Consider the following 24739-nt stretch of genomic DNA (forward strand, 5'->3'; position numbering starts at 1 on the left):
GAGGAACCGACAGTGATCCTGACCCCCGAAGCCCTCGAAGCCCTCCGCGGCCAGCTGGTTGTGTCCTGCCAGGCGTACCCGGGCGAGCCCCTCCGCGATCCCCGCACCACGGCACAGTTTGCCGCCTCCGCCGTGATCGGCGGCGCTGTCGCTGTCCGCGTCCAGGGCCTGGCCGACGTGCAGTTCACGCGTGCAGCCGTGGAGGTTCCGGTCATCGGGCTCTGGAAGGACGGGCACGACGGCGTTTTCATCACTCCCACGCTCCGCCACGCTTTGGCGGTGGCTAACGCAGGTGCACACATTGTCGCGATCGACGGCACGCGCCGCGAACGGCCGGACGGGCTGACGTTCGCCCAGACCGTGGCGGGCATCCACGCAGAATCCCACGCACTGGTCATGGCGGACTGCGGCTCGTTCGACGACGCCGCTGCCGCCGTCGAAGCAGGGGCGGACCTGATCGGCACCACCCTGTCCGGCTACTCCGGCGAGCGCCCCAAAACGCACGGCCCCGACCTGGAGCTGATCGAACAGATCGCCGCCGCCGGCTTCGCGGCGCCCCTCATCGCCGAAGGACGCCTGCACACCCCCGACCAGGCCCGGCAGTGCCTCGATGCGGGTGCGTTCGCCGTCGTCGTCGGTACTGCCATCACCCACCCGGCCACCATCACCGGCTGGTTCGCCGAGGCCCTGAAGTGACTCCCCTGCCGGAACAGACACCCCCGGAACCCACCCAGCAGGAACCTGCCCGGCAGGACGGTGCTGATTCCGGGGGCTACCTGCTGTCCGGGACAGTCCTGACGGACGGAATGTCCCTGGACAACGCCGTCGTCGCGGTGACGGCCGGGCGCATCGCGTATGTGGGCCCGCGCGCCGGGCTGGATGAATCCTTGCTGCCGGGCCTTGAGGAAGTGGAACTTCCGCCGGGAAGCGTGATCCTGCCCGGCCTCGTTGACCTGCACTGCCACGGCGCTGCGGGCGGTGATTTCCCCAGCGGCGACATCCAGGCCGCACGCACGGCCGTCGAATTCCTGCACCGCAGCGGCACCACCACGCTGCTCGCGAGCCTGGTGACTGCTTCCCGCGAGGACCTGCTGCGGAGCATGGGAACGCTCCGCCACATGGCCGACGAGGGGCTCATCGCGGGCATCCACTCCGAGGGCCCGTTCCTGTCCCATGCACGCTGCGGCGCGCAGGATCCCCGTTTCCTGCGCGAACCGGACCTCCAGTTGCTCGCCGAACTGATCGGGGCCGCCGGCGGCCACCTGCGGACCATGACCTACGCGCCCGAACTTGCCGGCGCCGACGCGGTGGTGCGGATGCTCGCCGAGAACGGTGTGACGCCGTCGCTGGGCCATACTGATGCGGATGCGCGCACGACGGGTGCCTCCCTCACCCACGCGGCGGAGTTGCTGACCTTATCCGTGCAGGGACCGGCGTCGCGCCCCACCATCACGCACCTCTTTAACGGGATGCCGCCGCTGCATCACCGCAGCCCGGGTCCCGTCGCCGCGTGCCTCCGGCTGGCTGGCGCGGGCACAGTCGCCGTCGAACTGATTGCCGACGGCGTGCATCTGGACCCCGAAACAGTGCGGATGGTGTTCGAGCTGGTGGGCCCGGAAAACGTGGTCCTGGTGACCGACTCGATGGCTGCCACCGGGCTGCCCGACGGGCACTACGAGCTCGGTCCGGCATCTGTTTCCGTCAGCGGTGCCGTGGCCCGGCTCGGCGACGGTACCCTCGCCGGCGGGACGGCAACGTTGCTGGACGTGGTGCGCCGGACGATCGCCGCGGGTGTGGAACCGGCCGCTGCAGTCCTGTCCGCGACTGCCGTTCCGGCCGCAATCATCGGCCAGCAACAGAACATCGGGAGCCTTCGCGCCGGCTTGCGTGCCGACGTCGTGGTGGTAAACGATGAGTTTGAACGTGTCCTGGTCATGCGCGCAGGTCAAGTGCTGGACGCTTAGAGCCGGTTGGCAGACGCCACTGGCCGTTCGATAATCGCATCCCGTGTTCTAATATGAGACTGCCCGACCCGTGGTTTCCTGCGCGGGACATCTGGAGCGGCCTGGCCACAGGCAGGATGACCGGGCAGGAACGAGGGGCGGGGCACGATGGAAGACGCAGCAGTTTCGAACGGCAAACCAGCACCGGCCCATTCACAGACGCTGTCCCGCGGCATCAGGATGCTCGAAATCCTGAGCGAGGAATCGGCGCCGCTTACCATTGCCGACATTTCGGCCCGGATGGGCGTGCACCGTTCAATCGCCTACAGAATTCTCCGCACCCTTGAAGACCACGGACTCGTCGCCAGGGACGCCGCCGGGAGCCTCGTCCTGGGCACCGGCCTGGCCACGCTGGCCCGGGGCGTTGCCCGCGACCTGCAAGCGGCGGCGCTGCCCGAACTGACGTCCCTTGCCAACGAACTCGGCACCACCGCTTTCCTGGTGGTCCTGGACCGCGGGGACTGCACCACGCTGACCAGCGTGGAGCCGCCGCACAGCCGTGCCGCGGTGGTCCAGCGGCCCGGCACCCGGCACGCACTGAACGTCGGGGCGCCGGGGCTGGCCATTCAGTCGATCCTGAACGATTCACAGTGGGAGGCGATTTCTCCAGACCAGCCCCGCCGTCCGGAAGTGGCCCACGTTCGCGAGGTGGGATTTGCCATCAGCCACCACGAAGTCCTGCCGGGGGTTACGGCCGTGGCCGTTCCCCTCAGCCCTGCCCAGGGACTCCAGCCGGCTGCCATCGCAGTGGTTTACCCCAGCGCCCAGCTGGCCCCCGAGCAGGTTGGCAGCTCAGTCATGGAAGCCGCACGGCGGATCAGCGCGCAGCTCCGCTAACCAGGGATGGCTGGAAGCCTGTGCCTCGCAGACGAGCGAAGAACGCCCCGAGCTCAGCAGTGGAGGTCAGCGGCAGGACGTTCGCCACGTACTGGTCGGGCCGCACCACCACCACCACGCCGCCGCGGTCCAGGCCGCGCAGCTCGAAAATGTCCGCTGTGGGATCGGTGGCGTACACCTTTTCGTAGTCGGTGAGCTTGTAGGGTCCAACCTGCGGCTTGAACACCGCCGGAACCGCTCCGATGTCCAGGTCGGAGTGCGGGTGCTGGTAGATGACCTTCACGTCGAACCAGGCGTCCGGGTCAAGGCCCGACGGCGTTGCCGCCAGCGGTGATTCCGGCGAGTTCGCGAGCCACTCGGCGAGGTCCGTGGTGGGTGACGGGGCGCCTGCGGCGGCGGCATCGGCGAAGACGTAGATGCGCCAGCGGCCGTCCGCCACGGCGTGGTGGCCAAGGTGGACCGGGTTGGTGTCGCCCACCCGCACAACGGGCGCTGACTTGAACCGCTTGCCCACCGGGAAACCCGTGGCGAGTTCCTGGTGATCGGCGGATGCCACCAGCAGGGACGGGGCGTATTCGGTCATGAATCCGGCCGGGAATTCGGCCGTGCTGACATAGAAGTTTTCAAGCTCGGCGGGGTCCGCGAACTCCTCGGGTTTCTTCGCCATCATGGTGGACCACTCTTTATCGAAGTCGATGAGGTTTTTCGCCACCACCTGACGCTCCTCGGAGTAAGTGGAGAGCAGCGCCTCGGGCGCGCGGCCATCCAGCACGTGTCCCAGCTTCCAGGCGATGTTGAATCCGTCCTGCATGGAGACGTTCATGCCCTGGCCGGCTTTTGCACTGTGCGTATGGCAGGCATCCCCGGTAATGAACACCCGCGGGGTCCGCGTGCCGCGGTCCTCCGGGAGGACGTCGTCGAACCGGTCCGTGAGGCGGTGCCCCACCTCGTAGACGCTGTGCCAGGCAACGTTCCGCACGTCCAAGGTGTAAGGGTGCAGGATCCCGTTCGCCTTCTGAATGATTTCTTCGATGGTGGTGTTGCGCACCGCACCGTTGTCGTCCGGGTCCACCTCGCCGAGGTCCACGTACATGCGGAAGAGGTAGCCGCCTTCGCGCGGGATCAGGAGGATGCTGCCGCCCGATCCGGACTGGATGGCGCATTTGGTCCGGATGTCGGGGAAGTCTGTCTCGGCGAGGACATCCATGACGCCCCACGCGTGGTTCGCGGCATCGCCGGCGAGTGTGCAGCCGATCGAGTCCCGCACCTTGCTGCGCGCGCCGTCGGCGCCCACAACGTACTTTGCCCGGACGGTGCGCGGAGTACCTTCAAGGGGGCCGGACGTGTGGCGCAGCGTGACGGTGACGGGGTATTCCCCTTCCTCGGAGACTTCAAGGCCCTGGAATTCAAAGCCGTAATCGGGCTTCACTCGGGCGGGTGAGTTCGCCATGAATTCGGCGAAGTAGTCCAGCACGCGGGCCTGGTTCACGATGAGGTGCGGAAATTCGCTGATCCTGGTGGGATCGTCCGGCGTGCGCGCTGACCGAACGATCCGCGACGGGTCAACGAGGTCGGGCTTCCAGAACGCCATCTCGGTGATGGCGTAGGCCTCGGCGATGATCCGTTCGGCGAAGCCAAAGGCCTGGAACGTCTCCACGCTCCGGGCCTGGATGCCGTCGGCCTGGCCGATGGCGAGCCTGCCCGGGCGGCGCTCCACGATCCTGGTGGTGAGGTTCGGGAACTGGGACAGCTGCGCGGCAGCGAGCATCCCGGCAGGGCCGGTACCGACGATCAGCACATCAACTTCGTCCGGGAGCTCTTCGGGGCGATCGATGCCGACCCCGGCGGCGGGCTGGACCCGTGGGTCTCCGGATACGTAACCGTGGTGGTGGAACTGCATGGCTCTTCCTCACTTCACTGTGGGACTGCTGCCCTTGAGGCATGTTCGATATAAGAATTTTGGTTTCTATATTAGAAAAGTTGATCTGGTCCAAGACTGTACGGCAGGTGTGACGCCGCATACAAGTGGCCTGGGCGCGAATGCTTTTGAGCGGGGCGGATGCGAAATCCAAGTTCAACGCGAGGGGTTGACAGGTACCCAAACGGTAGGTGATAGTCATCGTATACGATTTCGTACCTGATGAGGAGACGGTTTTGGAGCAGGTCAACGAGGACATCCTCGCAGCGGCACGCAAAGTTATCGCGGTGCACATCAACTACCCCAGCCGGGCAGCCCAGCGGGGCCGCACGCCGGCCCAGCCGTCGTACTTCCTCAAGCCGTCGTCGTCACTCTCCCTCAGCGGCAGCGCCGTGGAACGCCCGGCAGGCTGTGAACTCCTCGGCTACGAGGGCGAGATTGCCCTGGTCATTGGCAAGGCCGGCCGCCGCGTCGGGATCGACGACGCCTGGAGCCATGTTGCCGCGGTGACGGCCAGCAACGATCTGGGCGTCTACGACCTCCGCTACGCGGACAAAGGCTCAAACCTTCGGTCCAAGGGCGGGGACGGCTTCACTCCGGTGGGCCCGGCACTGATCCCGGCAGACGCCGTCGACCCCGCCGATCTGCGCATCCGCACTTGGCACAACGGCGAACTCGTCCAGGATGACACCACCGGGGACCTGCTCTTCCCGTTCGCCCGGCTCGTCGCGGACCTGTCCCAGCTGCTCACCCTCGAAGAGGGGGACATCATCCTCACCGGCACCCCCGCCGGCGCCTCCGTGGCGAAGCCCGGCGACCTGCTGGAAGTGGAGGTCAGCACCGTAGATGACCGCCTCACCACGGGGCGCCTGCGCACCACTGTGGAGGAAGGTACGACGGCGTTCGCCGAGTTTGGTGCCGCACCCAAGGCTGATGACCTGCAACGGGAGGAGGCGTACGGTTCGCGCGCAGCCGCCGGGCTCCCCGCCGTCGGGCCCGTCCTCACCCCGGAGCTGAAGGCCAAGCTCGAATCGGTTGCCACCGCCACGTTGTCGTCCCAGATGCGCAAGCGCGGCCTTAATAACGTCAGCATCGACGGGCTGCAGGCAACGCGCCCGGACCGCCGCGTTGTCGGCCTGGCCCGGACCCTGCGCTACGTCCCCAACCGTGAGGACCTCTTCAAAACGCACGGCGGCGGTTTCAATGCCCAGAAGAAGGCCATCGATTCGGTCAACGAGGGCGAAATCCTGGTCATGGAGGCCCGCGGCGAAAAGGGCACCGGGACGGTCGGCGACATCCTGGCCCTCCGCGCCCAGGTCCGCGGCGCCGCTGCCATCATCACCGACGGCGGAGTCCGCGACTACACCGCCGTGGCCGGGCTGGAGATGCCCACCTACTTCGCCAATCCGCACCCCGCCGTGCTGGGCCGCCGCCACATCCCGTGGGACACGGACATCACCATCGCCTGCGGCGGCGCCACCGTCCAGCCCGGTGACATCATCGTGGCCGATTCCGACGGCATCCTGGTGATCCCGCCGGCCATCGCCGAGGAGCTCGTGGAGGACTGCATCCAGCAGGAAAAGGAAGAAACCTTCATCTTTCAGATGGTCCAGGAAGGCAACAGCGTTGACGGGCTCTACCCCATGAACGCCGAGTGGCAGAACAGGTACGCAGAGTGGGAACGAATGGGAGGCAGGCCGTGCCAATGACTGAGACGACCGTGACTGACCCCGCCGCAGCGCCCGCCGGCAGCAAGTCCCAGCAGGCCTATGAAGCAGTCAAGGCCCGGATTGTGGGAGGCAGCTACACGCCCGGCTACCGGCTGGTCCTGGCAGCGATTGCCAAAGACCTGGGTGTCAGCGTGGTCCCGGTCCGGGAAGCCATCCGCCGGCTCGAGGCCGAGGGACTGGTGAAGTTCGAGCGGAACGTCGGCGCCACCGTGGCCGGAATTGACCCCACCGAATACCTCTACACCATGCAGACACTGAGCATCGTCGAAGGCGCAGCCACCGCACTGTCCGCCCCGCTGATCGGGGCGGCGGACGTTGCCCGGGCCCGCGCCGTGAACGAGCAAATGCGCGAGTGCCTGGAACATTTCGATCCCGTCCGCTTCACGCAGCTCAACCAGGACTTCCACAGCGTCCTCTTTGAACACTGCCCCAACCCGCACATCCTGGACCTGGTCCACCGGGGCTGGAACCGCCTCGCCTCACTCCGGTCCTCGACGTTCCGCTTCGTCCCCGGCCGGGCCCACGATTCCGTGGCTGAGCACGAGGCACTATTGAACCTCATCGAATCCGGTGCCAGCGCCGACAGCATCGAAAACGCAGCACGACTCCACCGCAGCGCCACCCTGGACGCCTACCTCGCCCAGGCCCACCCTGTCCCCCTCCCCATCCCCCTCGTCTAAAGCAACGCGGGGTCACTAAACGCCCGATAGACGGCCCCCATCGGGCCGGAAGTGACCCCGCGTTGCATGAGTAGCTAAGGAAATAACAATGACGTTCACTGCAGCAGAAGCCAGCACCCACTACGTGCCGCAGGACCTGCCCACCCACATCCAGCACTACATCAACGGCCAGTTCGTTGACTCCGTGGGCGGCAAGACCTTTGACGTCCTGGACCCGGTCTCCAACCGGAACTACGCCACCGCGGCTGCAGGCCAGAAGGAAGACATCGACCTCGCCGTCGCCGCAGCCCGCGAAGCGTTCGTGAACGGTCCGTGGCCGAAGATGAAGCCCCGCGAACGCGCCCGCATCCTGAACAGGATCGCCGACGCCGTCGAAGCCCAGGAAGCCCGCCTCGCCGAACTCGAAACGTTCGACACCGGCCTGCCCATCACCCAGGCCAAGGGCCAGGCCCTCCGCGCCGCCGAGAACTTCCGCTTCTTCGCGGACCTGATCGTGGCGCAGTTCGACGACGCCATGAAGGTCCCCGGCTCGCAGATCAACTATGTGAACCGCAAGCCGATCGGCGTCGCTGGCCTGATCACCCCGTGGAACACCCCGTTCATGCTGGAGTCCTGGAAGCTCGCCCCGGCCCTGGCCACCGGCAACACCGTGGTCCTCAAGCCCGCCGAGTTCACTCCCCTGTCCGCCTCGCTGTGGGCCACCATCTTCAAGGAAGCGGGCCTCCCGGACGGTGTCTTCAACCTGGTCAACGGCCTGGGCGAGGAAGCCGGCGACGCCCTGGTGAAGCACCCGGATGTTCCGCTGATCTCCTTCACCGGCGAGACCACCACCGGCCAGACGATCTTCCGCAACGCCGCCGCCAACCTCAAAGGCCTCTCCATGGAGCTCGGCGGTAAGTCCCCGTGCGTGGTGTTCGCCGACGCCGACCTGGACGCCGCGATCGATTCGGCCCTGTTTGGTGTCTTCTCCCTCAACGGCGAACGCTGCACGGCCGGGTCCCGCATCCTCGTTGAGCGCGCCATCTATGACGAGTTCTGCGAAAAGTACGCCGCACGCGCCAAGAACATCGTGGTGGGCGATCCCCACGATCCGAAGACCCAAGTGGGCGCCCTGGTCCACCCGGAGCACTACGACAAGGTGGCCTCCTACGTGGAGATCGGCAAGTCCGAAGGCCGGCTCCTCGCCGGTGGCGGCCGTCCCGACCACCTGCCCGAAGGCAACTACATCGCACCCACGGTGTTTGCCGACGTCGCGCCTGACGCCCGGATCTTCCAGGAGGAAATCTTCGGACCCGTTGTGGCCATCACCCCGTTCGAGAACGACGACGAGGCCCTCGCCCTGGCGAACAACACCAAGTACGGCCTGGCCGCCTACATCTGGACCCAGAACCTGACCCGGGCCCATAACTTCTCGCAGAACGTGGAAGCCGGCATGGTGTGGCTGAACAGCCACAACGTCCGCGATCTCCGCACCCCGTTCGGCGGCGTCAAAGCCTCAGGCCTCGGCCACGAAGGCGGCTACCGCTCCATCGATTTCTACACCGACCAGCAGGCCGTGCACATCACGCTCGGCTCCGTCCACACCCCCAAGTTCGGCGCCTAAGCACCACTTCGGCGCCCAGGCCAGCCCGGCCGCCGTCGTACTTTCCACGCCCCCTTTCAAAGAAGAGAGACCATCATGACCAGCTTCATTCCCACCCCCACCGTCCCGGCACCGGACATCGTGCGCTGCGCCTACATGGAGATCGTGGTCACGGACCTCGCCAAGTCCCGTGAGTTCTACGTGGACCTCCTCGGCCTGCACGTCACCGAGGAAGACGAGAACAACATCTACCTGCGCTCCCTGGAGGAGTTCATCCACCACAACCTGGTGCTGCGCAAGGGCCCCATCGCCGCCGTCGCAGCCTTTGCCTACCGCGTGAAGTCCGCCGCCGAGGTGGACGCCGCCGAGGCCTACTACCGCGAGCTGGGCTGCCGCGTGGAGCGCCGCAAGGAAGGCTTCACCAAGGGCATCGGCGACTCCGTCCGCGTCGAGGACCCGCTGGGCTTCCCCTACGAATTCTTCTACGACGTGGAGCACGTGGAACGCCTCACCCAGCGCTACGACCTCTACTCCGCCGGTGAATTGGTCCGCCTGGACCACTTCAACCAGGTCACCCCGGATGTCCCCCGCGGCCGCGCCTACCTGGAGGACCTCGGCTTCCGCGTCTCCGAGGACATCAAGGATTCCGACGGCGTCACGTACGCCGCGTGGATGCACCGCAAGCAGACGGTCCACGACACCGCCCTCACCGGCGGCAACGGCCCGCGCATGCACCACGTCGCCTTCGCCACGCACGAGAAGCACAACATCATCCAGATCTGCGACAAGATGGGTGCCCTGCGCATCAGCGACCGGATCGAACGCGGCCCCGGCCGGCACGGCGTCTCCAACGCCTTCTACCTCTACATCCTGGACCCGGACGGGCACCGCATCGAGATCTACACCCAGGACTACTACACCGGCGACCCGGACAACCCCACCATCACCTGGGACGTCCACGACAACCAGCGCCGCGACTGGTGGGGCAACCCGGTAGTCCCTTCCTGGTACACCGAGGCCTCCCTGGTCCTGGACCTGGACGGCAACCCGCAGCCCATCATCGAGCGCACCGACGCCTCGGAAATGGCCGTGACCGTGGGTGCCGACGGCTTCTCCTACACCCGTGAGCCCGGCGAGGAAATGGGCTTCGGCCAGAAGAGCGGCTTCAAGCTGGGAGCGCAGCTGTAGCCATGCTGGATGACAGGACCATCGAAGCCATCGCGGACGAACTGCTTGAGGCCGCCCGGACCCGCACCCCGGTTCCGCGCCTGACCGCCCGCTACCCGGAGATGACCGTCGAGGATTCCTACGCGGTGCAGCGGTTGTGGCGGCGCCGGAACGAGGACGCCGGCAGGACCCTGGTGGGCCGCAAGATCGGCCTGACGTCCAAGGCCATGCAGGCCGCCACCGGCATCACAGAACCAGATTACGGCGCCATCTTTGATGACATGGTGCTGGAGACCGGGTGCTTGGTGGAGTGGGACAAATATACCCACCCCCGGGTGGAGGTGGAGCTGGCGTTTGTCCTCAAGGATGCCCTCAAGGGCCCCGGCTGCACCATCTTCGATGTCCTGAACGCCACCGACTACGTGGTCCCGGCCCTCGAGATCCTGGACTCGCGGATTGAGATGGAGGGCCGGACCATTGTGGATACCATCTCGGACAACGCCGCGATGGGCGCCATGGTAATCGGCGGCAACCCGGTCAAACCGGACGCTGTGGATCTTCGCTGGGTCTCCGCCATCCTCTACAAGAACCAGACCGTGGAGGAAACCGGTGTGGCCGCCGGGGTCCTGGACCACCCCGCCAACGGCGTGCACTGGCTCGCGAACAAGATCGCCGCGCACGGGGACTCGATGAAGGCCGGCGACATCATCCTCGCCGGGTCCTTCACCCGGCCCATGTGGGTTTACAAGGGCGATACCGTCCACGCCGACTACGGACCCTTGGGGGTTGTGACATGCCGCTTCGACTAGAGGACACGTTCCGGGATGCCCTCGCTGCCGCGGGCCGGCCGCTGGCCGGGATGTGGGTGTGCTCCGGCAGCCCGCTGATCGCCGAACTGTGCGCCGGGTCCGGACTGGACTGGCTCCTGGTGGATGCCGAGCACAGCCCCAACGGGCTCGAATCCATCCTCGCCCAGCTACAGGCCGTCAACGGCTACCCGGTCCACACCTTGGTCCGGCCGCCGGTGAACGACACCGTGGTGATCAAGCAGTACCTGGACCTGGGCGTGCAGAACTTGCTGATCCCCATGGTCAACTCGGCCGCCGACGCCGAAGCGGCCGTGGCAGCCACCCGCTACCCGCCCCAGGGTGTCCGCGGGGTCGGTTCGGCCCTCGCCCGGGCCGCCCGCTGGAACCGGGTCCCGGACTACCTCGCCCGCGCCAACGAGACCATCAGCGTCACGGTCCAGATCGAGTCGACGGCAGCTGTTGACCATGTGGAAGACATCCTCGCGGTCGACGGCGTGGACGCCATCTTCCTCGGACCGTCCGACCTCGCCGCGTCTATGGGGTTACTGGGACAGCAGGAACACCCCGAGGTGCGCGCCGCCGTCGAACACTGCCTGTCCGCCGCGAAGGCGGCCGGGAAGCCCGCGGGCGTCAACGCGTTCAACCCCGCCACGGCGGAATATTACCTCGCCAACGGTGCCAACTTCATCCTGGTGGGCGCCGACGTCGCCCTCCTGGCCCGCGGCTCCGAAGCCCTCGCGGCGCAGTACATCAAGCCCAAGAACGGCGACTCCCCCGCCAGCTACTAACCGCCCCTTCCCAAAGGACTTCCGTCATGACAGTCACTTCCGCGCTACCCCCTGCCCATTTTCCTGCCATGTCCCCCGAGCGTGAGGCGTCCCTGCTCGCGTCGGTGCCCACGGGCCTGTTGATCGGCGGTGAGTGGGTGGACGCGTCCGACGGCGGCACGTTTGAGGTGCACGATCCGGCCACCGGGGAGGTCCTCGCCACCCTCGCGTCCGCCACGAGCGCTGATGCGGTTGCGGCGCTGGACGCCGCCGACGCCGTGCAGGCCTCCTGGGCGCGGACCGCACCCCGGGTGCGGGCCGAGATCCTCCGCCGTGCCTTTGACCTGGTCACCGAACGCGCCGAAGACTTCGCCCTGCTGATGACTTTGGAGATGGGCAAACCGCTGGCCGAGGCCCGCGGTGAGGTCACCTACGGTGCCGAGTTCCTGCGCTGGTTCTCCGAGGAAACGGTCCGTGACTACGGCCGCTACCTCACCTCCCCCGAGGGCAAGAACAAGATCCTGGTCCAGCACAAACCCGTGGGCCCGTGCCTGCTGATCACGCCGTGGAACTTCCCGCTCGCGATGGCCACCCGCAAAGTCGCCCCCGCGATTGCCGCCGGCTGCACCATGGTCCTCAAACCCGCCAAACTCACGCCTTTGACGGCGCAGTACTTCGCGCAGACCATGCTCGACGCCGGCCTCCCGCCCGGAGTGCTCAACGTCGTCGCCTCCTCCAGCGCGTCGGGGATCTCCGGGCCGCTCCTGAAGGACTCCCGGCTGCGGAAGGTGAGCTTTACCGGGTCAACCCCGGTGGGCAAGCGCCTCATGGCCGACGCCGCCCAGAACGTGCTGCGCGCCTCGATGGAACTCGGCGGGAACGCTCCCTTCATCGTGTTCGAAGACGCCGACCTCGATGCCGCCGTCGACGGGGCCATGGCAGCCAAGATGCGGAACATGGGCGAAGCCTGCACCGCCGCCAACCGCTTCCTCGTCCACGAGTCGGTCGCGCAGGAGTTCACCAAGAAGTTCGCTGCCGCGATGGGTGCCCTGGCCACCGGCCGCGGCACCGACCCCGCCACCCAGGTGGGCCCGCTCATCGATTCCGGCGCCCGCGACGACGTCCACGCCCTCGTCACCGCCGCCGTCGACGCCGGGGCCGTCGCCGTCACCGGCGGTACCCCGGTGGACGGGCCGGGCTACTTCTACCCGCCCACCGTGCTCGCCAACGTCCCCAATGATGCCGCGATCCTGGGCCAGGAAATCTTCGGGCCCGTCGCCCCCATCACCACCTTCACCTCTGAAGAAGAAGCGATCCGCCTCGCCAACGCCTCCGAGTACGGCCTCGCCTCCTATATCTACAGCCGCGACTTCAACCGCCTCCTGCGCGTGGCGGAGCAGATCGAATTCGGGATGGTCGGGTTCAACGCCGGCGTCATCTCCAACGCCGCCGCACCTTTCGGCGGTGTCAAACAATCAGGCCTCGGCCGCGAAGGCGGCACCGAAGGCATCACCGAGTACACCACCACCCAATACATCGGCATCGCAGACCCCTACACCAACTGACACACCGACGTGTCCCCAAAGGCAAGGAAAACAACCATGAGTGCAATCCCGCTCAGGCAGCGCAGCTCGGCAACGGACCGCCGCGTAGCGTTCGCCACCATCATCGGCACCACCATCGAGTGGTACGACTTCTTCATCTACGCCAACGCCGCCGGCCTGGTTTTCGCGAAGCTGTTTTTCGAACCGGCGGGAAACGACATTGCCCTGCTGATCTCCTTCGCATCGGTTGGCTTGAGCTTCCTGTTCCGGCCGTTGGGCGCGTTCCTGGCCGGCCACTTCGGCGACCGGCTGGGGCGGCGGGCCATGCTGGTCCTTACGCTCATCCTGATGGGCGCGGCAACCACCCTGATCGGTGTCCTGCCGACCTATGAGACAGCCGGCATCGTGGCCCCGATCCTGTTGCTGCTCCTGCGCATCCTGCAGGGCATCTCCGCCGGCGGCGAATGGGGCGGTGCGGTGCTGATGGCCGTGGAACACGCGCCCCGTTCCAAGCGCGGACTGTTCGGTTCCTTCCCGCAACTGGGTGTCCCGCTGGGCATGCTCCTGGCCTCGGGCGTCCTCAGCCTGATGTCCGGAGTCATCTCTCCCGGGGACGCCTTTGTGGAGTGGGGCTGGCGTGTTCCCTTCCTGCTGAGCTTTGTCCTGATCATCGTCGGTTTCATCGTCCGCCGCAGCGTTGAGGAAAGCCCGGTCTTTGCCGAAATTGCCACCCGGAAGCAGCAGACCCGCGTCCCCATCGTCGAGCTGTTCAAGAAGCACTGGCTGCTCGTGATCCTGGCTGCCCTGGTCTTTGCCGGGAACAACGCCGCCGGCTACATGACCACCGGCGGGTACATCCTGAGCTACGCCACCGCTCCCAAGGGCCTGGCCATGGACCGCACCCAGGTGCTCCTCGCCGTCACGGCCTCAGCCGCGCTGTGGTTCGTCTTCACGCTGATCGCCGGGTTCCTGGCCGACAGCATCGGCCGGAAGAGGACCTACCTGATCGGCTATGCCTGCCTGATGGTCACGTTCTTCCCGCTCTTCTGGCTGATTAACACCGGCAATATCTGGGCCATGCTCCTGGGCCTGGCGCTGTTCAGCGTGGGCCTCGGCCTGACCTACGGACCGCAGGCAGCGCTCTACAGCGAGCTTTTCCCGGCGTCCATCCGCTTCTCCGGAGTAGCCATCTCCTATGCCTTCGGCGCGATCATCGGCGGCGCCTTCGCCCCGACCATCGCGACGGCACTGGTGCAGGCCACCGGCACCACGATGTCCGTCTCCGCCTACCTGCTGATTGTGGCCCTGATTTCCACGGGTGCCGTGCTGGTAATCCGCGAACGGAGGGGCATCGATCTGGGCATCGATAATCAGGCCGAGCAGGAAGTCGGCGCCACGATCTTCGACAGCCGCGTGCCCGCCCGGAGCGACGCCTGAGTCCAGCGGTAGAAGACCTCGTCCGCCTCTAGCCCTTGACGCGCTTCAATCCCTTAAGCGACGGCGGCCGCTCCCGCCACCCGCACGGCCACCTGGCCACTGCCCGGGGCCAGCTGCGAAGCAGCTGCCTCGTCCGCCACCACAGTGACGTGCGGGTGCCGCTGGAGGATCGACGCCGGGCACTCGGCGGTGACAGGACCGTTCAGGGCGGCAGCGAGGATGCCGGCCTTGTCAGCGCCGTTGACCACGAGCAGCAGGTGACGGGCTTCCATGATGGTGCCCAGGCCCTGGGTGATGCAGCGGGCGGGAACGTCCGACGGCGCGCTGAAGTAGCGGGCATTTGCCTCGCGGGTGCGCTCCGTAAGGACCTCCACCCGGGTCCGGGAGTCCAGGGCCGAGCCGGGCTCGTTGAAGGCAAGGTGCCCGTTGTGGCCAATGCCCAAAATCTGCACGTCGATCCCGCCGGCGGCGGCAATGGCGGCGTCGTAGTCGGCAGCGGCCCGCTCGGGGTCCGCCGCGCTGCCGTCCGGCACGGTCACCTTGGCGGGGTCCAGATGCAGCCGCTCCGTCACCTCGCGCCGTACCACTTCCGCGTAGCTTTCCGGGTGGCCGGCGGGCAGCCCCACGTACTCATCGAGGGCAAAGCCGCGGACGGCGGACATATCAACGGTGTGGTCCGCGAGCGCCCTGTAGATAGGCAGCGGCGAGCCGCCCGTAGCGAGGCCCAGGACGGCGTCGGGCTTGCTGCGGATCACCGCGGCGAGGATCCCGGCCGCAACGGAACCGGTGGCGGAGGCGGTCGGCACTACGAAGATTTCCACGGCAAGGCACTCTCTACGAAAATTGGGCAGGGCATTGGCCGCCCGGAGACGCGGGCGGTGGCAAGAAAACGGCCGGGCTAGCTGGCCGCGACGTCCTTGAGCTTCAGGCGGATACCGTCGAAGTGGCGCTGCAGGCGTTCGGAAGCCAGCGCTTTGTCCTTGTTGGCCACGGCTTCGTAGATGTCCCAGTGGTCCTGGGTCTGCTGCTCGAGGTTGACCGGGCCGGTGCCGAGGGCCAGGTGGATCTTGCGGTACACCTGCCAGAACACGTCCATCAAGTTGATGAGCAGCTCATTGTTAAGGGGTGCGTACAGCCGGCGGTGGAACTCGGCGTCGTGCACGTAGAGGTGTTCCCCATTCTTGGCGGCGGCTTCCATGGCTTCCATGGTGGCGCGCAGATCCGCCAGGTGCTGGTCCGTCAGGAGGTCGATGGCGGACCCGATCAGGCCCGATTCGAGGGCCTGCCGCACGTCGATGAGTTCCATGGCCTCTTCGCCTTTGTGGCGCAACGACAGCCGCCCGCGGAACGTCAGGCCGGAGACGAGGGCACTGAAATTATTGGGGGCAACGAACATGCCGAAGCCGTGGCGGATCTCGATGACACCCAGGGCCTGCAGTACCTTCAGGGATTCGCGGACGGTGTTGCGGCCCACGCCCAGCTCGGCGGAGAGTTCGCTCTCGGTCGGCATGGCGTCGCCCACGTCCAGGCCGCGCTCCAGGATGAGATCCATGATCCGCGTTTGGAGTGCATTGGATCGAAGCTGCGCGCTGAAACGGGCGGGCGATACTTCCTGGGGTGCGGTAGCCACGTGATCTCCTCCTTGCGCGCCGAGAGGCGACGACTTGTCTTACTCCCTAGGGTACAGGAGATGGGACGTCCAATGTCTAGAGGAACGTAATGTAATTTTTGGTTCGTACCTCCAGGCACCGAATCTAACCCAGAAGCGACTGAACCAGGTCGCGGCACGTGCGGTACGCGGGAGATTTCGGGTCGATGAGGTCGTAGTGGTCGCCGGGAACCTTCACCAGCTGCACCTGCATGTGCGCTGCGGCCCCGGCGTCGGCGTACGCCTCGGACTGGCTCAGCGGAACAGTATCGTCACCCGTTCCGTGGACTGCCATCACCGGCACCGCCAGCGGGAGCGCGGTCATCGGGTCCGCGTATCTGTGGCGCCGGGGATAGTCCGACGACGGTCCGCCCAGCAGGTTGCGCACCGCACCATTGCTGAGGTTCAGCCGCTCCGCTTCCGCGAGGTTGAGCAGTCCCGACTGGCTGACGACGCCAGTGAGGTGCACCGCCGTAGCGTCCTGGCGGCGCGGAACCTGACTGTCCTCGTCCGCCAAGCCCAAATGGGCGAGCTTGCCACGGCCCGCAGCCCAGGCGGCCAGATGCCCGCCCGCTGAATGGCCCAGCGCCACCACCGTCCCAAGGTTCAGTGCGTGCCGGGCCGCGAGGTCTTCCAGCTTGTCGATGCCCGCCAGCACGTCGATGAACGTGTTAGGCCAGCCCCCGCCGTTTCCGGCCCGGCGGTATTCGAGGTTCCACGCGGCCATGCCATGCGCGGCCAGGTCCTTGGCGATGGGTTCGCCCAGTTCTGCGCCGTACTGCGAGCGCCAGTAGCCGCCGTGGATCACCACCACCACGCCGCGGTGCTCGCCGCCGGGCGGCAGTTCCGGCAGGAAGAGCTCGCCCCATTGGCTGGCATCGCCGCCGTACGGGTATTTGTGGAGCTCAGCCATGTGCCGAGCCTACAGCTTCCAACCTGCCCCGGTGGCCGGCTAATACTTTGCCCCGGCACCCGGCGGCGGCCCCTAAAGCGCGTAGTGTCGATAGTAGGAGATTTCGGGAGGCACAAGGGGTCCGGAGTTGACTATCCGGGCCGGGCGCGCAGAGAGCGCACAGCCGCCAGCCGGGTGGGGTTGCCCGGCGTCGCGTGGAATAGAGGCCGCATGGCCGAGAACGATGCCCTGCCGACTGCCGAACAGTTGCAGGACCTGCTTCTGGAGAGCCCGGGTTTCACCGAATTTCTTCTTGAACTGACCGCGATATCAGCATCCCTGCTGGGCGGGAAAAACCCCATGCTGTGTGCCATCACCGTGGAACGGGAAACCGGCCCGGCGACCGTGGCCAGCAGCTCGGATGCCGCCCGCAGCCTCGACGAGCGCCAGTATGTTTTCGACGACGGCCCTTGCCTGACTGCCCTGCGGCAGCAACAGACGGTGCTGATTCCCGATCTGCAGGCTGATGCCCGCTGGAACTGGTACGCAGAGGCCATTTCCGATGAGGGAATCCGGACCGTCCTGGCAGTGCCCATTCCGTCGGACAACGGTTCCCGCTCGGCCCTGAACTGCTATTCAACCGAAGCCAGCGCATTTGATCCGGGTACGGTGGCAGCCGTCCAAGAGCACGCCGCTTCGCTATCGCGGATCCTCCGCCTGGCCATGCGCGTGCACGCCGCAGAGCCGTACCCGGAGCATCTGAGGTCGGCGCTGCGCTCCCGGGCCATCGTGGACTCGGCCGTATCCCTGATCATGGTCCATAACCGCTGCAGCCGGGATGCCGCCGTCGAACTCCTTCACATGGCATCGCGCGGGAGCAATCGCAGGCTTCACGACATCGCACAGGACATCCTGCAGAACGCATCAGACATACCCGCAATCACCGGAGGTGCAGACAAGTGATCAACGACGGCTTGCCAGGTCAGCAGCCCGACTTCGAGCCCGATCCACGCAAGGTCGCTGCCGCACAGTTCCAGCGCGCAAACCTGACTCTCCCTCAGCTGTGGACTTACTACTGCGGCATCGGCGGCAGCGCCGACGAACTCGCGCTGGACGCCTACCTGAACGAAATGGTGGATCTGCCTCCCCTGCAGGTGGACCTCCTCCATACCGCCCTTAACGAGATTGCAACAGAAGGAGAATGAAGGACATGCCAATGTCCGAAGATATCCATACGCATGCATCGCGCTTAGGCGGCGACAGTGCTGAGAGGCTGGAAGACTTTGTGGTCCAGCTCCAGGATCTCATCCTGGAAAGTCCCGATGTCAGTGACTTCCTCACGGACATGGCCACGATCATCGCTGCACGGCTTTCACGCGGCGGGAATCACATCTCGTGCGGGATTACAGTGATCCGGAACAAGCGCCCCACCACGGTGGCCAGCAGCGACTCCCGCGCCCGGAGCCTGGACGAGCTGCAGAACAGCTTCGGTGACGGGCCCTGCCTTACTGCCCTTCGGAGCGGGACTATGCTCTACGTCCCCGATCTGGATTCAGAACTGCGATGGCCCGAATACAACCACGCTGCGAGCGCGGCGGCCATCGGGTCCATCCTCGCAATACCCATGCGCCTTCACACCCCCGCGCAGGCGGTGGTAAATCTCTACGCTCCCAACAAAGACGAATTTTCCCGTGAGGGAATGGACGCCGCCCAAAGCCTCACCGGCACAGCTGCGAAAGCTCTGGACCTGGCCCTCAGTATTGCGCAGTTGCGCACGGCCCGTGACGACCTCTCTGCTGCCCTGAAATCGCGCACAGTTATTGACACTGCGATCGGGGTCATCCTCGCCCAGAACCGATGCAGCCGGGATGAGGCCTTCGACATCCTGGTCAAAACATCCAGCCACCGGAACATCAAGCTGAGGGAGGTGGCAGCCAGCATCGTGTCGTCCGTTTCGGGGGAACACGAATTTGCAACACCGTACGACGAGTAGCCCGCCTGTGCGCAAATCGTGCCGTTCAGGACGCTCCGCCCGGTAGAGGCGTTAGGCTTTAACTGTAAGCGCTGAGCGGCCCCAACAGGGTTTTCCGGCCCCGCCCCTGGCCGGTCACGCTGAATGGCCGGAGGCACAACGAATGATCAAGAAGTATCCCCTGGATGAACTGTCCACTGCGCTCGGCAGAATCATGGGGCTGCTCCTCACAGAGGAAAAGGTGGACCGAGCCGTCCACCACCTCTCCCGCGCCGTCAGCGAGTCCATCCCGGGCACCGTGGGCGCCGGCGTCTCAATCCTTGATCCCAACGCACAACCCGTCAGTACCGGCTCTACGGATAAGATCGTTCAGCGGGCGGATGCCCTTCAATATGAGTTGGTTCAGGGTCCCTGCCTTACCGCCTGGGCCACGGAAGAAAGCGTTGTCATCCGCGACGTCGCCACCGATGGCCGTTGGCCAAACTGGAGCGCCGCCGTCGTCGGTTTGCCTATCCGGTCCGTTGTCAGCACGCCCCTGATCGCCGACGGCGAGGCCATCGGCGCCATGAAAATCTATGCCGCCGCTCCCGACGCTTTCGAGGATGCCACCGCTGCCCTCATGGAGCTTTTTGCTGCGCCGGCGGCAACATTGCTCTCGCATATCCAGACTGCCGAAACTCCCGCACGCATCAGTGAGGGCCTGCAAGCAGCCCTCCACAGCAGGGACCTCATCAACAAAGCCTGCGGAGTCCTCATGGAACGCCATACTCTCAGCGAGGACAACGCCCTGCAGCAGCTGATGCGGGAAGCGCGCACGTCCGGCACTACTCTCAGCGAAGTCAGCGCCGCCCTCCTGGGCGTGAGCCCGGACCGGCCTCGAGGCACGAGTGATGGGCTTCGATAGCAGCGAGCCCGAGCAACGCCGCCGGCTTCAGGCAGCGTTGACTGCAGCACAAGTTACTACCGGCGACCTGTGGCTCTACTACTTCGGCATCGGCGGATCTGTGGGCGAGTACGAAGTCGAAGCGTACATGCAGGGACTGCTCTCCCTCCCCCAGCTGCAGCGGGACCTCCTGGCCATGGCCGCCAACGAGCTGACTGCCGGGAAAGACGGGCCCCGCGCACCCTACTCGGACGAAATCGACGCCGACGGACCTTCCGGCCCCGGACCGGCCTAACCAAAGGCCCGACCCCCGGAGGGGTCAGCCGTCCTGGCTGCCGGAACCTGGCGCGTTGCCGCCCAGCCGCGCGGTGACCTTGTTCGCTGCTGCCATGCATGATTGGCCCAGGTTCTGGAGCCGCTCCTGGGAGACGCGGAACCGTGGGGCAGGAATGAGGACCGCGGCCACGACGTCTCCGCGGTGATCGTAGACGGGCGCGGCAACGCCAACTTCATCAAGCGAGCTCTCCCCGTAGTTGACGGCCCACCCCCGGCGGAAGTCGTCCTTGAGTCGGACCAGGTAGCCGTCGAGGCTGGTCTCATCCACGCCCGCGTACGTGATGGCTCCGCTGCGTATGAGTGAGCGCACCCGCTCTTCGGGTTCCGTCGCGAGGAAAACCTGGACCGAGGCGCTCAACGCGTCGTTGTAGCGTGCCCCCAACGGCGTGGTGTGCTTGATCTGGTGCCGGCTGGCGATCTGCTCCACGCAGATGGACTGGTTGCCCTCCCACATCATCAGGGCACTGGTTTCGCCCGTCAGTTCGGTGAGCTCACGGAGGACCGGATAAGCGACGCGGCGCTCCTCCAGTTCAGCCAGCAGCGGCCCCGCGACGGCGATCAGCCCCAATCCGAGGCGAAAACGGCGGGTGTCCTCGTCCCGCTCCACGAGGTTTTCCTGTTCAAAGGTCGCCAGGATCCGGGACACCGTGCTCTTGTGCAGGCCTACCCTGTTCGCAATTTCGGTGACGCCCAGCAACGGTTCGTCCGCGGTGAAGGAGCGAAGCACGGCGATGGCATTTTCAATGACCGAGGCACCCTTGGTGTCAGCCCTGCCGTTTACTTCGGCGCCGTTGGCTTCGGCCCTGTTGGTGTCATTGCCGTTGGTAGCGCGGGAATCTTTGGTCATGGTGCTCACTATCATTGCGCATAGTCAGCGGAAAGCGGGGGTGTGGCGGGTTCGGTGAGTTCGCGGTTCAGCTCGCGGGACAGGTCCGCGGCCAGGTCTTCGACAACCTGCCGGTAGAGCAGCTCGCCCTTGGCCGCGCTGGACCCGGCGGCCGAGGAGAGGCAGCCTGTGGCCGGTGTGCGTTCAGGAACCACGGGGAGCCTGTCGAAGCGCGGCAGGACTGCGGCCGGACCATCCACCAGGCGGTCCATGCCAACCCGTGCGGGCTCAAGGTGCAGCATCAGTGAGGTTTCCAGCACGCCGCCGTGCTCGATGTCCCAGCCCGGGAACCCGTCCGGGTAGACCTCCGTCAGCGTGTCCTGGCTGACGAAGTCCCAGTAGGACAGCAGGAGCACGCTCTGCTCCGCGCCCGGTTTGATGCCCAGCTCCTCCAGCGCCAGGTCAATGCCCTCGTAGAGAAACTGGTAGTTCTCGAAGTGGCCGTTGACAAAAACCACGTGCCGGACGCCCTGGGTGAGGAAGGACTTAACAAGGTTGCGCGCCACCCCGATCAGCGTTGCACCGTCGAGGCTGGTGGTCCCGGAGAGGTGGTTGCCGCCCCCGGATTTCTGCTGCGACTTGTACCCGTAGGCGATCGGCTGGGCAACGAGTGCTCCCAGCCGCCTTGCGACACCATCGGCGAAGCGCGACGAGAGGAGGGTGTCAGTGCCCAGCGGCAGGTGCGGACCGTGCTGCTCCAGGGACCCGACAGGGATCAGGACGATCGCTTCCCCGGAGGACAGGACTTCGCGGTAGGCGAAGGCGTCCAGGTCTTCCAGAAATACTGAGTTGTCCATGCTGGTGGTGCTCCTTGTTTGGTGGGAAAGCGGCGCCGTGTTGGTCACGGCGCCGCTTTCCCGGCCGGCTGTTTGGTGGTGTTAGGCGCCGATGATGTTGTATTCGGGGCCGAAGGGGAACTTGGTGATGTTCTCTGCTCCGTCTTCGCCCACCACGAGGATGTCATGCTCGCGGTAGCCGCCGGCACCCGGCTGGCCGTCCAGGACGGTGATCATCGGTTCCATGGATACCACCATGCCCGGTTCCAGGACCGTGTCGATGTCCTCGCGGAGTTCCAGCCCGGCTTCGCGGCCGTAGTAGTGGCTGAGGACACCGAAGGAGTGGCCGTAGCCGAACGTGCGGTTGGCCAGGAGGCCGTGGCCGACGTAGATCTCGTTGAGCTCTGCAGCGATGTCCTTGCAGACGGCGCCGGGCTTGATGAGTTCCAGGCCGCGCTTGTGGACCTCAACGTTGATGTTCCACAGTTCCAGCGAGCGGGCATCCGGTTCGCCGTAGAAGAGGGTACGCTCCAGGGCCGTGTAGTAGCCCGAGGTCATGGGGAAGCAGTTCAGGGACAGGATGTCGTGTTCCTGGATCTTGCGGGTGGTGGCCCAGTTGTGGGCGCCGTCGGTGTTGATGCCGGACTGGAACCAGACCCAGGTGTCGCGGATTTCGGAGTCCGGGAAAGTGCGGGCGATCTCGTGGACCATGGCTTCGGTGCCGATCAGGGCAACTTCGTATTCGGTGATGCCGGCCGTGATGGCGTTGCGGATGGCCTCGCCGCCGAGGTCGCCGATCCGGGCACCGTGCTTGATGACCTCGATTTCCTCGGCGGACTTGATCATGCGCTGGCGCATGGCGGCCTGGGCCACGTCCACCAGGGTGGCGCCGGCGAAGGCGGCCTGGATCTTGTTGCGGTTGTCCAGCGGCAGCGAGTCATCCTCGACGCCGAGGCGGCGCGGGTTGATGCCGCGGGTGCGCAGGACTTCCTGGATGGCGAAGATGTAGTTGTCCCGGCGCCAGTCCGTGTAGATGATGTTGTCGCCGAAGCTGCGGCGCCACGGCATGCCTGCGTCGATGTTGGCGGTAACGGTGACGTTGTCGTCCTTGGTGACCACCATGGCGTAGGAGCGGCCGAAGGTGGTGAACAGGAAGTCGGAGTAGTACTTGATGGAGTGGTAGCTGGTCAGGATGACGGCGTCGAGGTCCTTCTCGGCCATGATGCGGCGCAGGCCGGACAGGCGGCGCTCGAACTCGGTATCGGAGAAGGTCAGGCTGACTTTCTTACCGTTCTTAAGGACCTTGGTCCGCTCCAGTTCGGCGATGGACGATGCGTTTTCGGTGGTGATGGTCATGGTGGTGTTGCCTTTCTGTGGTGCAGTTACGTGAGATGAAAGAGGAAGTCTGTTATTCATGGCGCAGCGGTTCTTTGCAGGTTTCCCTGGAGAGCGCGACGGCGATCAGTGAAATGACGGCCGCACCCACGAGGTACCAGGCGGGGGCCAGGTCGTTGGCGGTAGCAGCGATCAGGAGGGTTGCCATAAACGGGGCGGTGCCGCCGAAAAGGGCATTGGAGAGGTTGAAGCTGACCGCGAAGCCGCTGTAGCGGACCCGGGTGGGGAACATCTCGGCCAGGAAGCTGGGAAGCGTCCCGTCGTTGAGGGTGAGCATGGCGCCCAGCAGGATTTGGACGAGGACGATGACCAGGAAATTGCCGGTTCCCAGCAGGGCGAAGGCGGGCACGGTCAGCACGATGAAAGTGATGGACGCACTGATCAGCACCTTCTTGCGTCCGTACCGGTCCGAGAGCATCCCTGTCAGGAAGATGAATCCGATGTAGGTCAGCAGGGCAATGGTCGTGGCAAGGAATGATTCGGTTTCGCCGAGGCCAAGCTCCGAGGACAAGTACGTGGGCATGTAGCTGAGGATGACGTAGAACCCGACGGCGTTGAGCAGCACGGCTCCGACCGCCTGCAGCAGCTGCCGCCAGTGGTTCCGGAAGAGGCTCGAGACAGGCGCCTTGACCGCCTCGTCCTCCTTGGCGAGCTCACGGAACACAGGGGTGTCCTCAAGCTTGTTCCGGATGTAGCGGCCGATCAGGCCCATCGGTGCAGCGAGCAGGAACGGCAGGCGCCAGCCCCAGCTGTGCATGGCGTCGGATGTGAGCACTACTGTCAGCAGGCCTGCCAGCAGGGAGCCCAGGAGCAGGCCCGCAGCCGTACTGGCCGGGACAACCGCAGCGTACACGCCGCGCTTGTTGGCGGGAGCGTATTCCACGAGGAAGGCCGAGGCCCCGGCGTACTCACCGGAGGCGGAGAAGCCTTGAATCACCCGGATGATCAGCAGCAGGACCGGCGCCCAGATGCCGATCGTGTCGTAACCCGGGATCAGTGCGATGCAGAACGTTGCCCCGGACATGATCAGGATGGACAGCGACAGCGCCGTCCGCCGGCCCACTCTGTCACCAATATGGCCCCAGACAAACCCGCCGAGCGGGCGGACCAGGAACGAGATGGCAAACAGGGCGAACGTGAGGAGGAGTCCGGTCTGGGGATCCGACTCGGGAAAGAACACTGTGGCAATGGTGACGGCAAGGTAGCCGTAGACGGCGTAGTCGAACCACTCAACGAAGTTGCCGATGAAGCTGGCCGCAATGACCCTGCGGCGGGTTTCCTTGCTGACTGCGTTGTCAGCGGGGTCATAGCCCTGGCCGCTCAGGGTAGTGCGGCCAGTACTGGAGGTCTCGCGCGGGTCGCGCGGCTCCGGGTTGGTTCCGCGGCCACGGGCCGGGGAGGAAGTTTCGTTACTCATGTATCCACCAAATTGGTTGGGGGTTGCATTCAGCGCAACGCTGTTGCAACAGACTATGGC

The 24739-nt window shown here is 65.8% G+C and carries 24 protein-coding genes; 16 read left to right on the forward strand and 8 right to left on the reverse strand.

From position 1 onward, the window contains the following. Window positions 1–12 precede the first annotated feature (12 nt). The 3 genes from NQJ30_RS07700 (at window position 13) to NQJ30_RS07710 (ending at window position 2840) form a co-directional block, all read left to right on the forward strand. Window positions 13–696 carry an N-acetylmannosamine-6-phosphate 2-epimerase gene (locus NQJ30_RS07700; RefSeq protein WP_255769262.1) on the forward strand — a complete coding sequence of 228 codons (684 nt, stop codon included), beginning with the start codon at window positions 13–15 and terminating at the stop codon, window positions 694–696. Further along, window positions 693–1964, forward strand: a complete 1272-nt coding sequence (nagA, locus tag NQJ30_RS07705; protein ID WP_374113230.1) for an N-acetylglucosamine-6-phosphate deacetylase — start codon at window positions 693–695, stop codon at window positions 1962–1964. Before NQJ30_RS07700 ends, nagA begins: the two co-directional genes overlap by 4 nt. Before the next feature lie 147 nt (window positions 1965–2111). Then, on the forward strand, window positions 2112–2840 hold the full coding sequence (locus NQJ30_RS07710; protein ID WP_255769263.1) for an IclR family transcriptional regulator: 729 nt from the start codon (window positions 2112–2114) through the stop codon (window positions 2838–2840). Here the strand turns inward: NQJ30_RS07710 and NQJ30_RS07715 are convergent. Then, the gene (locus tag NQJ30_RS07715) at window positions 2821–4740 is read right to left on the reverse strand and encodes an FAD-binding monooxygenase (protein ID WP_255769264.1); all 1920 of its coding nucleotides are present in this window, start codon (window positions 4738–4740) and stop codon (window positions 2821–2823) included. The two genes, NQJ30_RS07710 and NQJ30_RS07715, sit on opposite strands and share 20 nt — an antisense overlap. Window positions 4741–4994: 254 nt before the next feature. Here NQJ30_RS07715 and NQJ30_RS07720 point away from each other — a divergent pair, with 254 nt between their 5' ends. From NQJ30_RS07720 to NQJ30_RS07755, 8 genes are all read left to right on the forward strand, one after another. Next, entirely contained in the window at window positions 4995–6467 is a 1473-nt protein-coding gene (locus tag NQJ30_RS07720) for a fumarylacetoacetate hydrolase family protein (protein WP_255769306.1), read from the forward strand. Further along, complete coding sequence (locus NQJ30_RS07725) at window positions 6464–7168, forward strand: GntR family transcriptional regulator (RefSeq protein WP_255769265.1); 705 nt, start codon at window positions 6464–6466, stop codon at window positions 7166–7168. The genes NQJ30_RS07720 and NQJ30_RS07725 overlap by 4 nt, the downstream gene beginning before the upstream one ends. A gap of 88 nt (window positions 7169–7256) precedes the next feature. Beyond that, window positions 7257–8771, forward strand: a complete 1515-nt coding sequence (hpaE, locus tag NQJ30_RS07730) for a 5-carboxymethyl-2-hydroxymuconate semialdehyde dehydrogenase (protein ID WP_255769266.1) — start codon at window positions 7257–7259, stop codon at window positions 8769–8771. Between the two features lie 75 nt (window positions 8772–8846). Beyond that, window positions 8847–9938, forward strand: a complete 1092-nt coding sequence (gene hpaD / locus NQJ30_RS07735; RefSeq protein ID WP_255769267.1) for a 3,4-dihydroxyphenylacetate 2,3-dioxygenase — start codon at window positions 8847–8849, stop codon at window positions 9936–9938. Window positions 9939–9940: 2 nt separating this feature from the next. Continuing rightward, window positions 9941–10726, forward strand: a complete 786-nt coding sequence (gene hpaH, locus NQJ30_RS07740) for a 2-oxo-hept-4-ene-1,7-dioate hydratase (RefSeq protein WP_255769268.1) — start codon at window positions 9941–9943, stop codon at window positions 10724–10726. Then, entirely contained in the window at window positions 10711–11514 is an 804-nt protein-coding gene (locus NQJ30_RS07745) for an HpcH/HpaI aldolase family protein (protein ID WP_255769269.1), read from the forward strand. Before hpaH ends, NQJ30_RS07745 begins: the two co-directional genes overlap by 16 nt. 26 nt (window positions 11515–11540) lie before the next feature. Continuing rightward, window positions 11541–13058 (forward strand): NAD-dependent succinate-semialdehyde dehydrogenase, encoded by a 1518-nt coding sequence (locus tag NQJ30_RS07750; protein ID WP_255769270.1) that lies wholly within the window; start codon window positions 11541–11543, stop codon window positions 13056–13058. 36 nt (window positions 13059–13094) lie between these two features. Next, on the forward strand, window positions 13095–14474 hold the full coding sequence (locus NQJ30_RS07755) for an MFS transporter (RefSeq protein ID WP_255769271.1): 1380 nt from the start codon (window positions 13095–13097) through the stop codon (window positions 14472–14474). Between the two features lie 53 nt (window positions 14475–14527). On the opposite strand, the gene NQJ30_RS07760 is transcribed toward NQJ30_RS07755, so the two are convergent. The 3 genes from NQJ30_RS07760 to NQJ30_RS07770 form a co-directional block, all read right to left on the reverse strand. After that, window positions 14528–15295: a glucosamine-6-phosphate deaminase gene (locus tag NQJ30_RS07760; protein ID WP_255769272.1), complete on the reverse strand. Its 768-nt coding sequence runs from the start codon at window positions 15293–15295 to the stop codon at window positions 14528–14530. Window positions 15296–15372: 77 nt separating this feature from the next. Next, on the reverse strand, window positions 15373–16104 hold the full coding sequence (locus tag NQJ30_RS07765) for a FadR/GntR family transcriptional regulator (protein ID WP_255769273.1): 732 nt from the start codon (window positions 16102–16104) through the stop codon (window positions 15373–15375). Between the two features lie 124 nt (window positions 16105–16228). Further along, window positions 16229–17035, reverse strand: coding sequence for an alpha/beta hydrolase family protein (locus NQJ30_RS07770; RefSeq protein ID WP_255769275.1), 807 nt, complete (start codon window positions 17033–17035; stop codon window positions 16229–16231). Window positions 17036–17245: 210 nt separating this feature from the next. Here NQJ30_RS07770 and NQJ30_RS07775 point away from each other — a divergent pair, with 210 nt between their 5' ends. The 5 genes from NQJ30_RS07775 to NQJ30_RS07795 all read left to right on the forward strand — a co-directional run bounded on the left by NQJ30_RS07775 (window position 17246) and on the right by NQJ30_RS07795 (window position 20164). Then, complete coding sequence (locus NQJ30_RS07775; RefSeq protein WP_255769276.1) at window positions 17246–17977, forward strand: GAF and ANTAR domain-containing protein; 732 nt, start codon at window positions 17246–17248, stop codon at window positions 17975–17977. Then, on the forward strand, window positions 17974–18219 hold the full coding sequence (locus tag NQJ30_RS07780) for a hypothetical protein (RefSeq protein ID WP_255769277.1): 246 nt from the start codon (window positions 17974–17976) through the stop codon (window positions 18217–18219). Before NQJ30_RS07775 ends, NQJ30_RS07780 begins: the two co-directional genes overlap by 4 nt. An 11-nt stretch (window positions 18220–18230) precedes the next feature. Then, the gene (locus NQJ30_RS07785; RefSeq protein ID WP_255769278.1) at window positions 18231–19007 is read left to right on the forward strand and encodes a GAF and ANTAR domain-containing protein; all 777 of its coding nucleotides are present in this window, start codon (window positions 18231–18233) and stop codon (window positions 19005–19007) included. Between the two features lie 142 nt (window positions 19008–19149). Next, on the forward strand, window positions 19150–19890 hold the full coding sequence (locus tag NQJ30_RS07790) for a GAF and ANTAR domain-containing protein (RefSeq protein ID WP_255769279.1): 741 nt from the start codon (window positions 19150–19152) through the stop codon (window positions 19888–19890). Then, a complete protein-coding gene (locus tag NQJ30_RS07795; protein ID WP_255769280.1) occupies window positions 19877–20164 on the forward strand; it encodes a hypothetical protein in 288 nt (95 codons plus the stop codon). Before NQJ30_RS07790 ends, NQJ30_RS07795 begins: the two co-directional genes overlap by 14 nt. Window positions 20165–20188: 24 nt before the next feature. Here NQJ30_RS07795 and NQJ30_RS07800 read toward each other — a convergent pair whose 3' ends face one another. The 4 genes from NQJ30_RS07800 to NQJ30_RS07815 form a co-directional block, all read right to left on the reverse strand. Continuing rightward, on the reverse strand, window positions 20189–21052 hold the full coding sequence (locus NQJ30_RS07800) for an IclR family transcriptional regulator (protein WP_255769281.1): 864 nt from the start codon (window positions 21050–21052) through the stop codon (window positions 20189–20191). A gap of 11 nt (window positions 21053–21063) precedes the next feature. Further along, window positions 21064–21888, reverse strand: a complete 825-nt coding sequence (locus tag NQJ30_RS07805) for a creatininase (protein ID WP_255769283.1) — start codon at window positions 21886–21888, stop codon at window positions 21064–21066. Window positions 21889–21969: 81 nt separating this feature from the next. Beyond that, a complete protein-coding gene (locus NQJ30_RS07810; RefSeq protein ID WP_255769284.1) occupies window positions 21970–23223 on the reverse strand; it encodes an aminopeptidase P family protein in 1254 nt (417 codons plus the stop codon). A 52-nt stretch (window positions 23224–23275) separates the two neighbouring features. Next, a complete protein-coding gene (locus NQJ30_RS07815; RefSeq protein ID WP_255769285.1) occupies window positions 23276–24679 on the reverse strand; it encodes an MFS transporter in 1404 nt (467 codons plus the stop codon). Between the last annotated feature and the right edge of the window lie 60 nt (window positions 24680–24739).

The organism is Pseudarthrobacter sulfonivorans (assembly GCF_024391045.1).
Classification (GTDB): Bacteria; Actinomycetota; Actinomycetes; order Actinomycetales; family Micrococcaceae; genus Arthrobacter; species Arthrobacter sulfonivorans_B.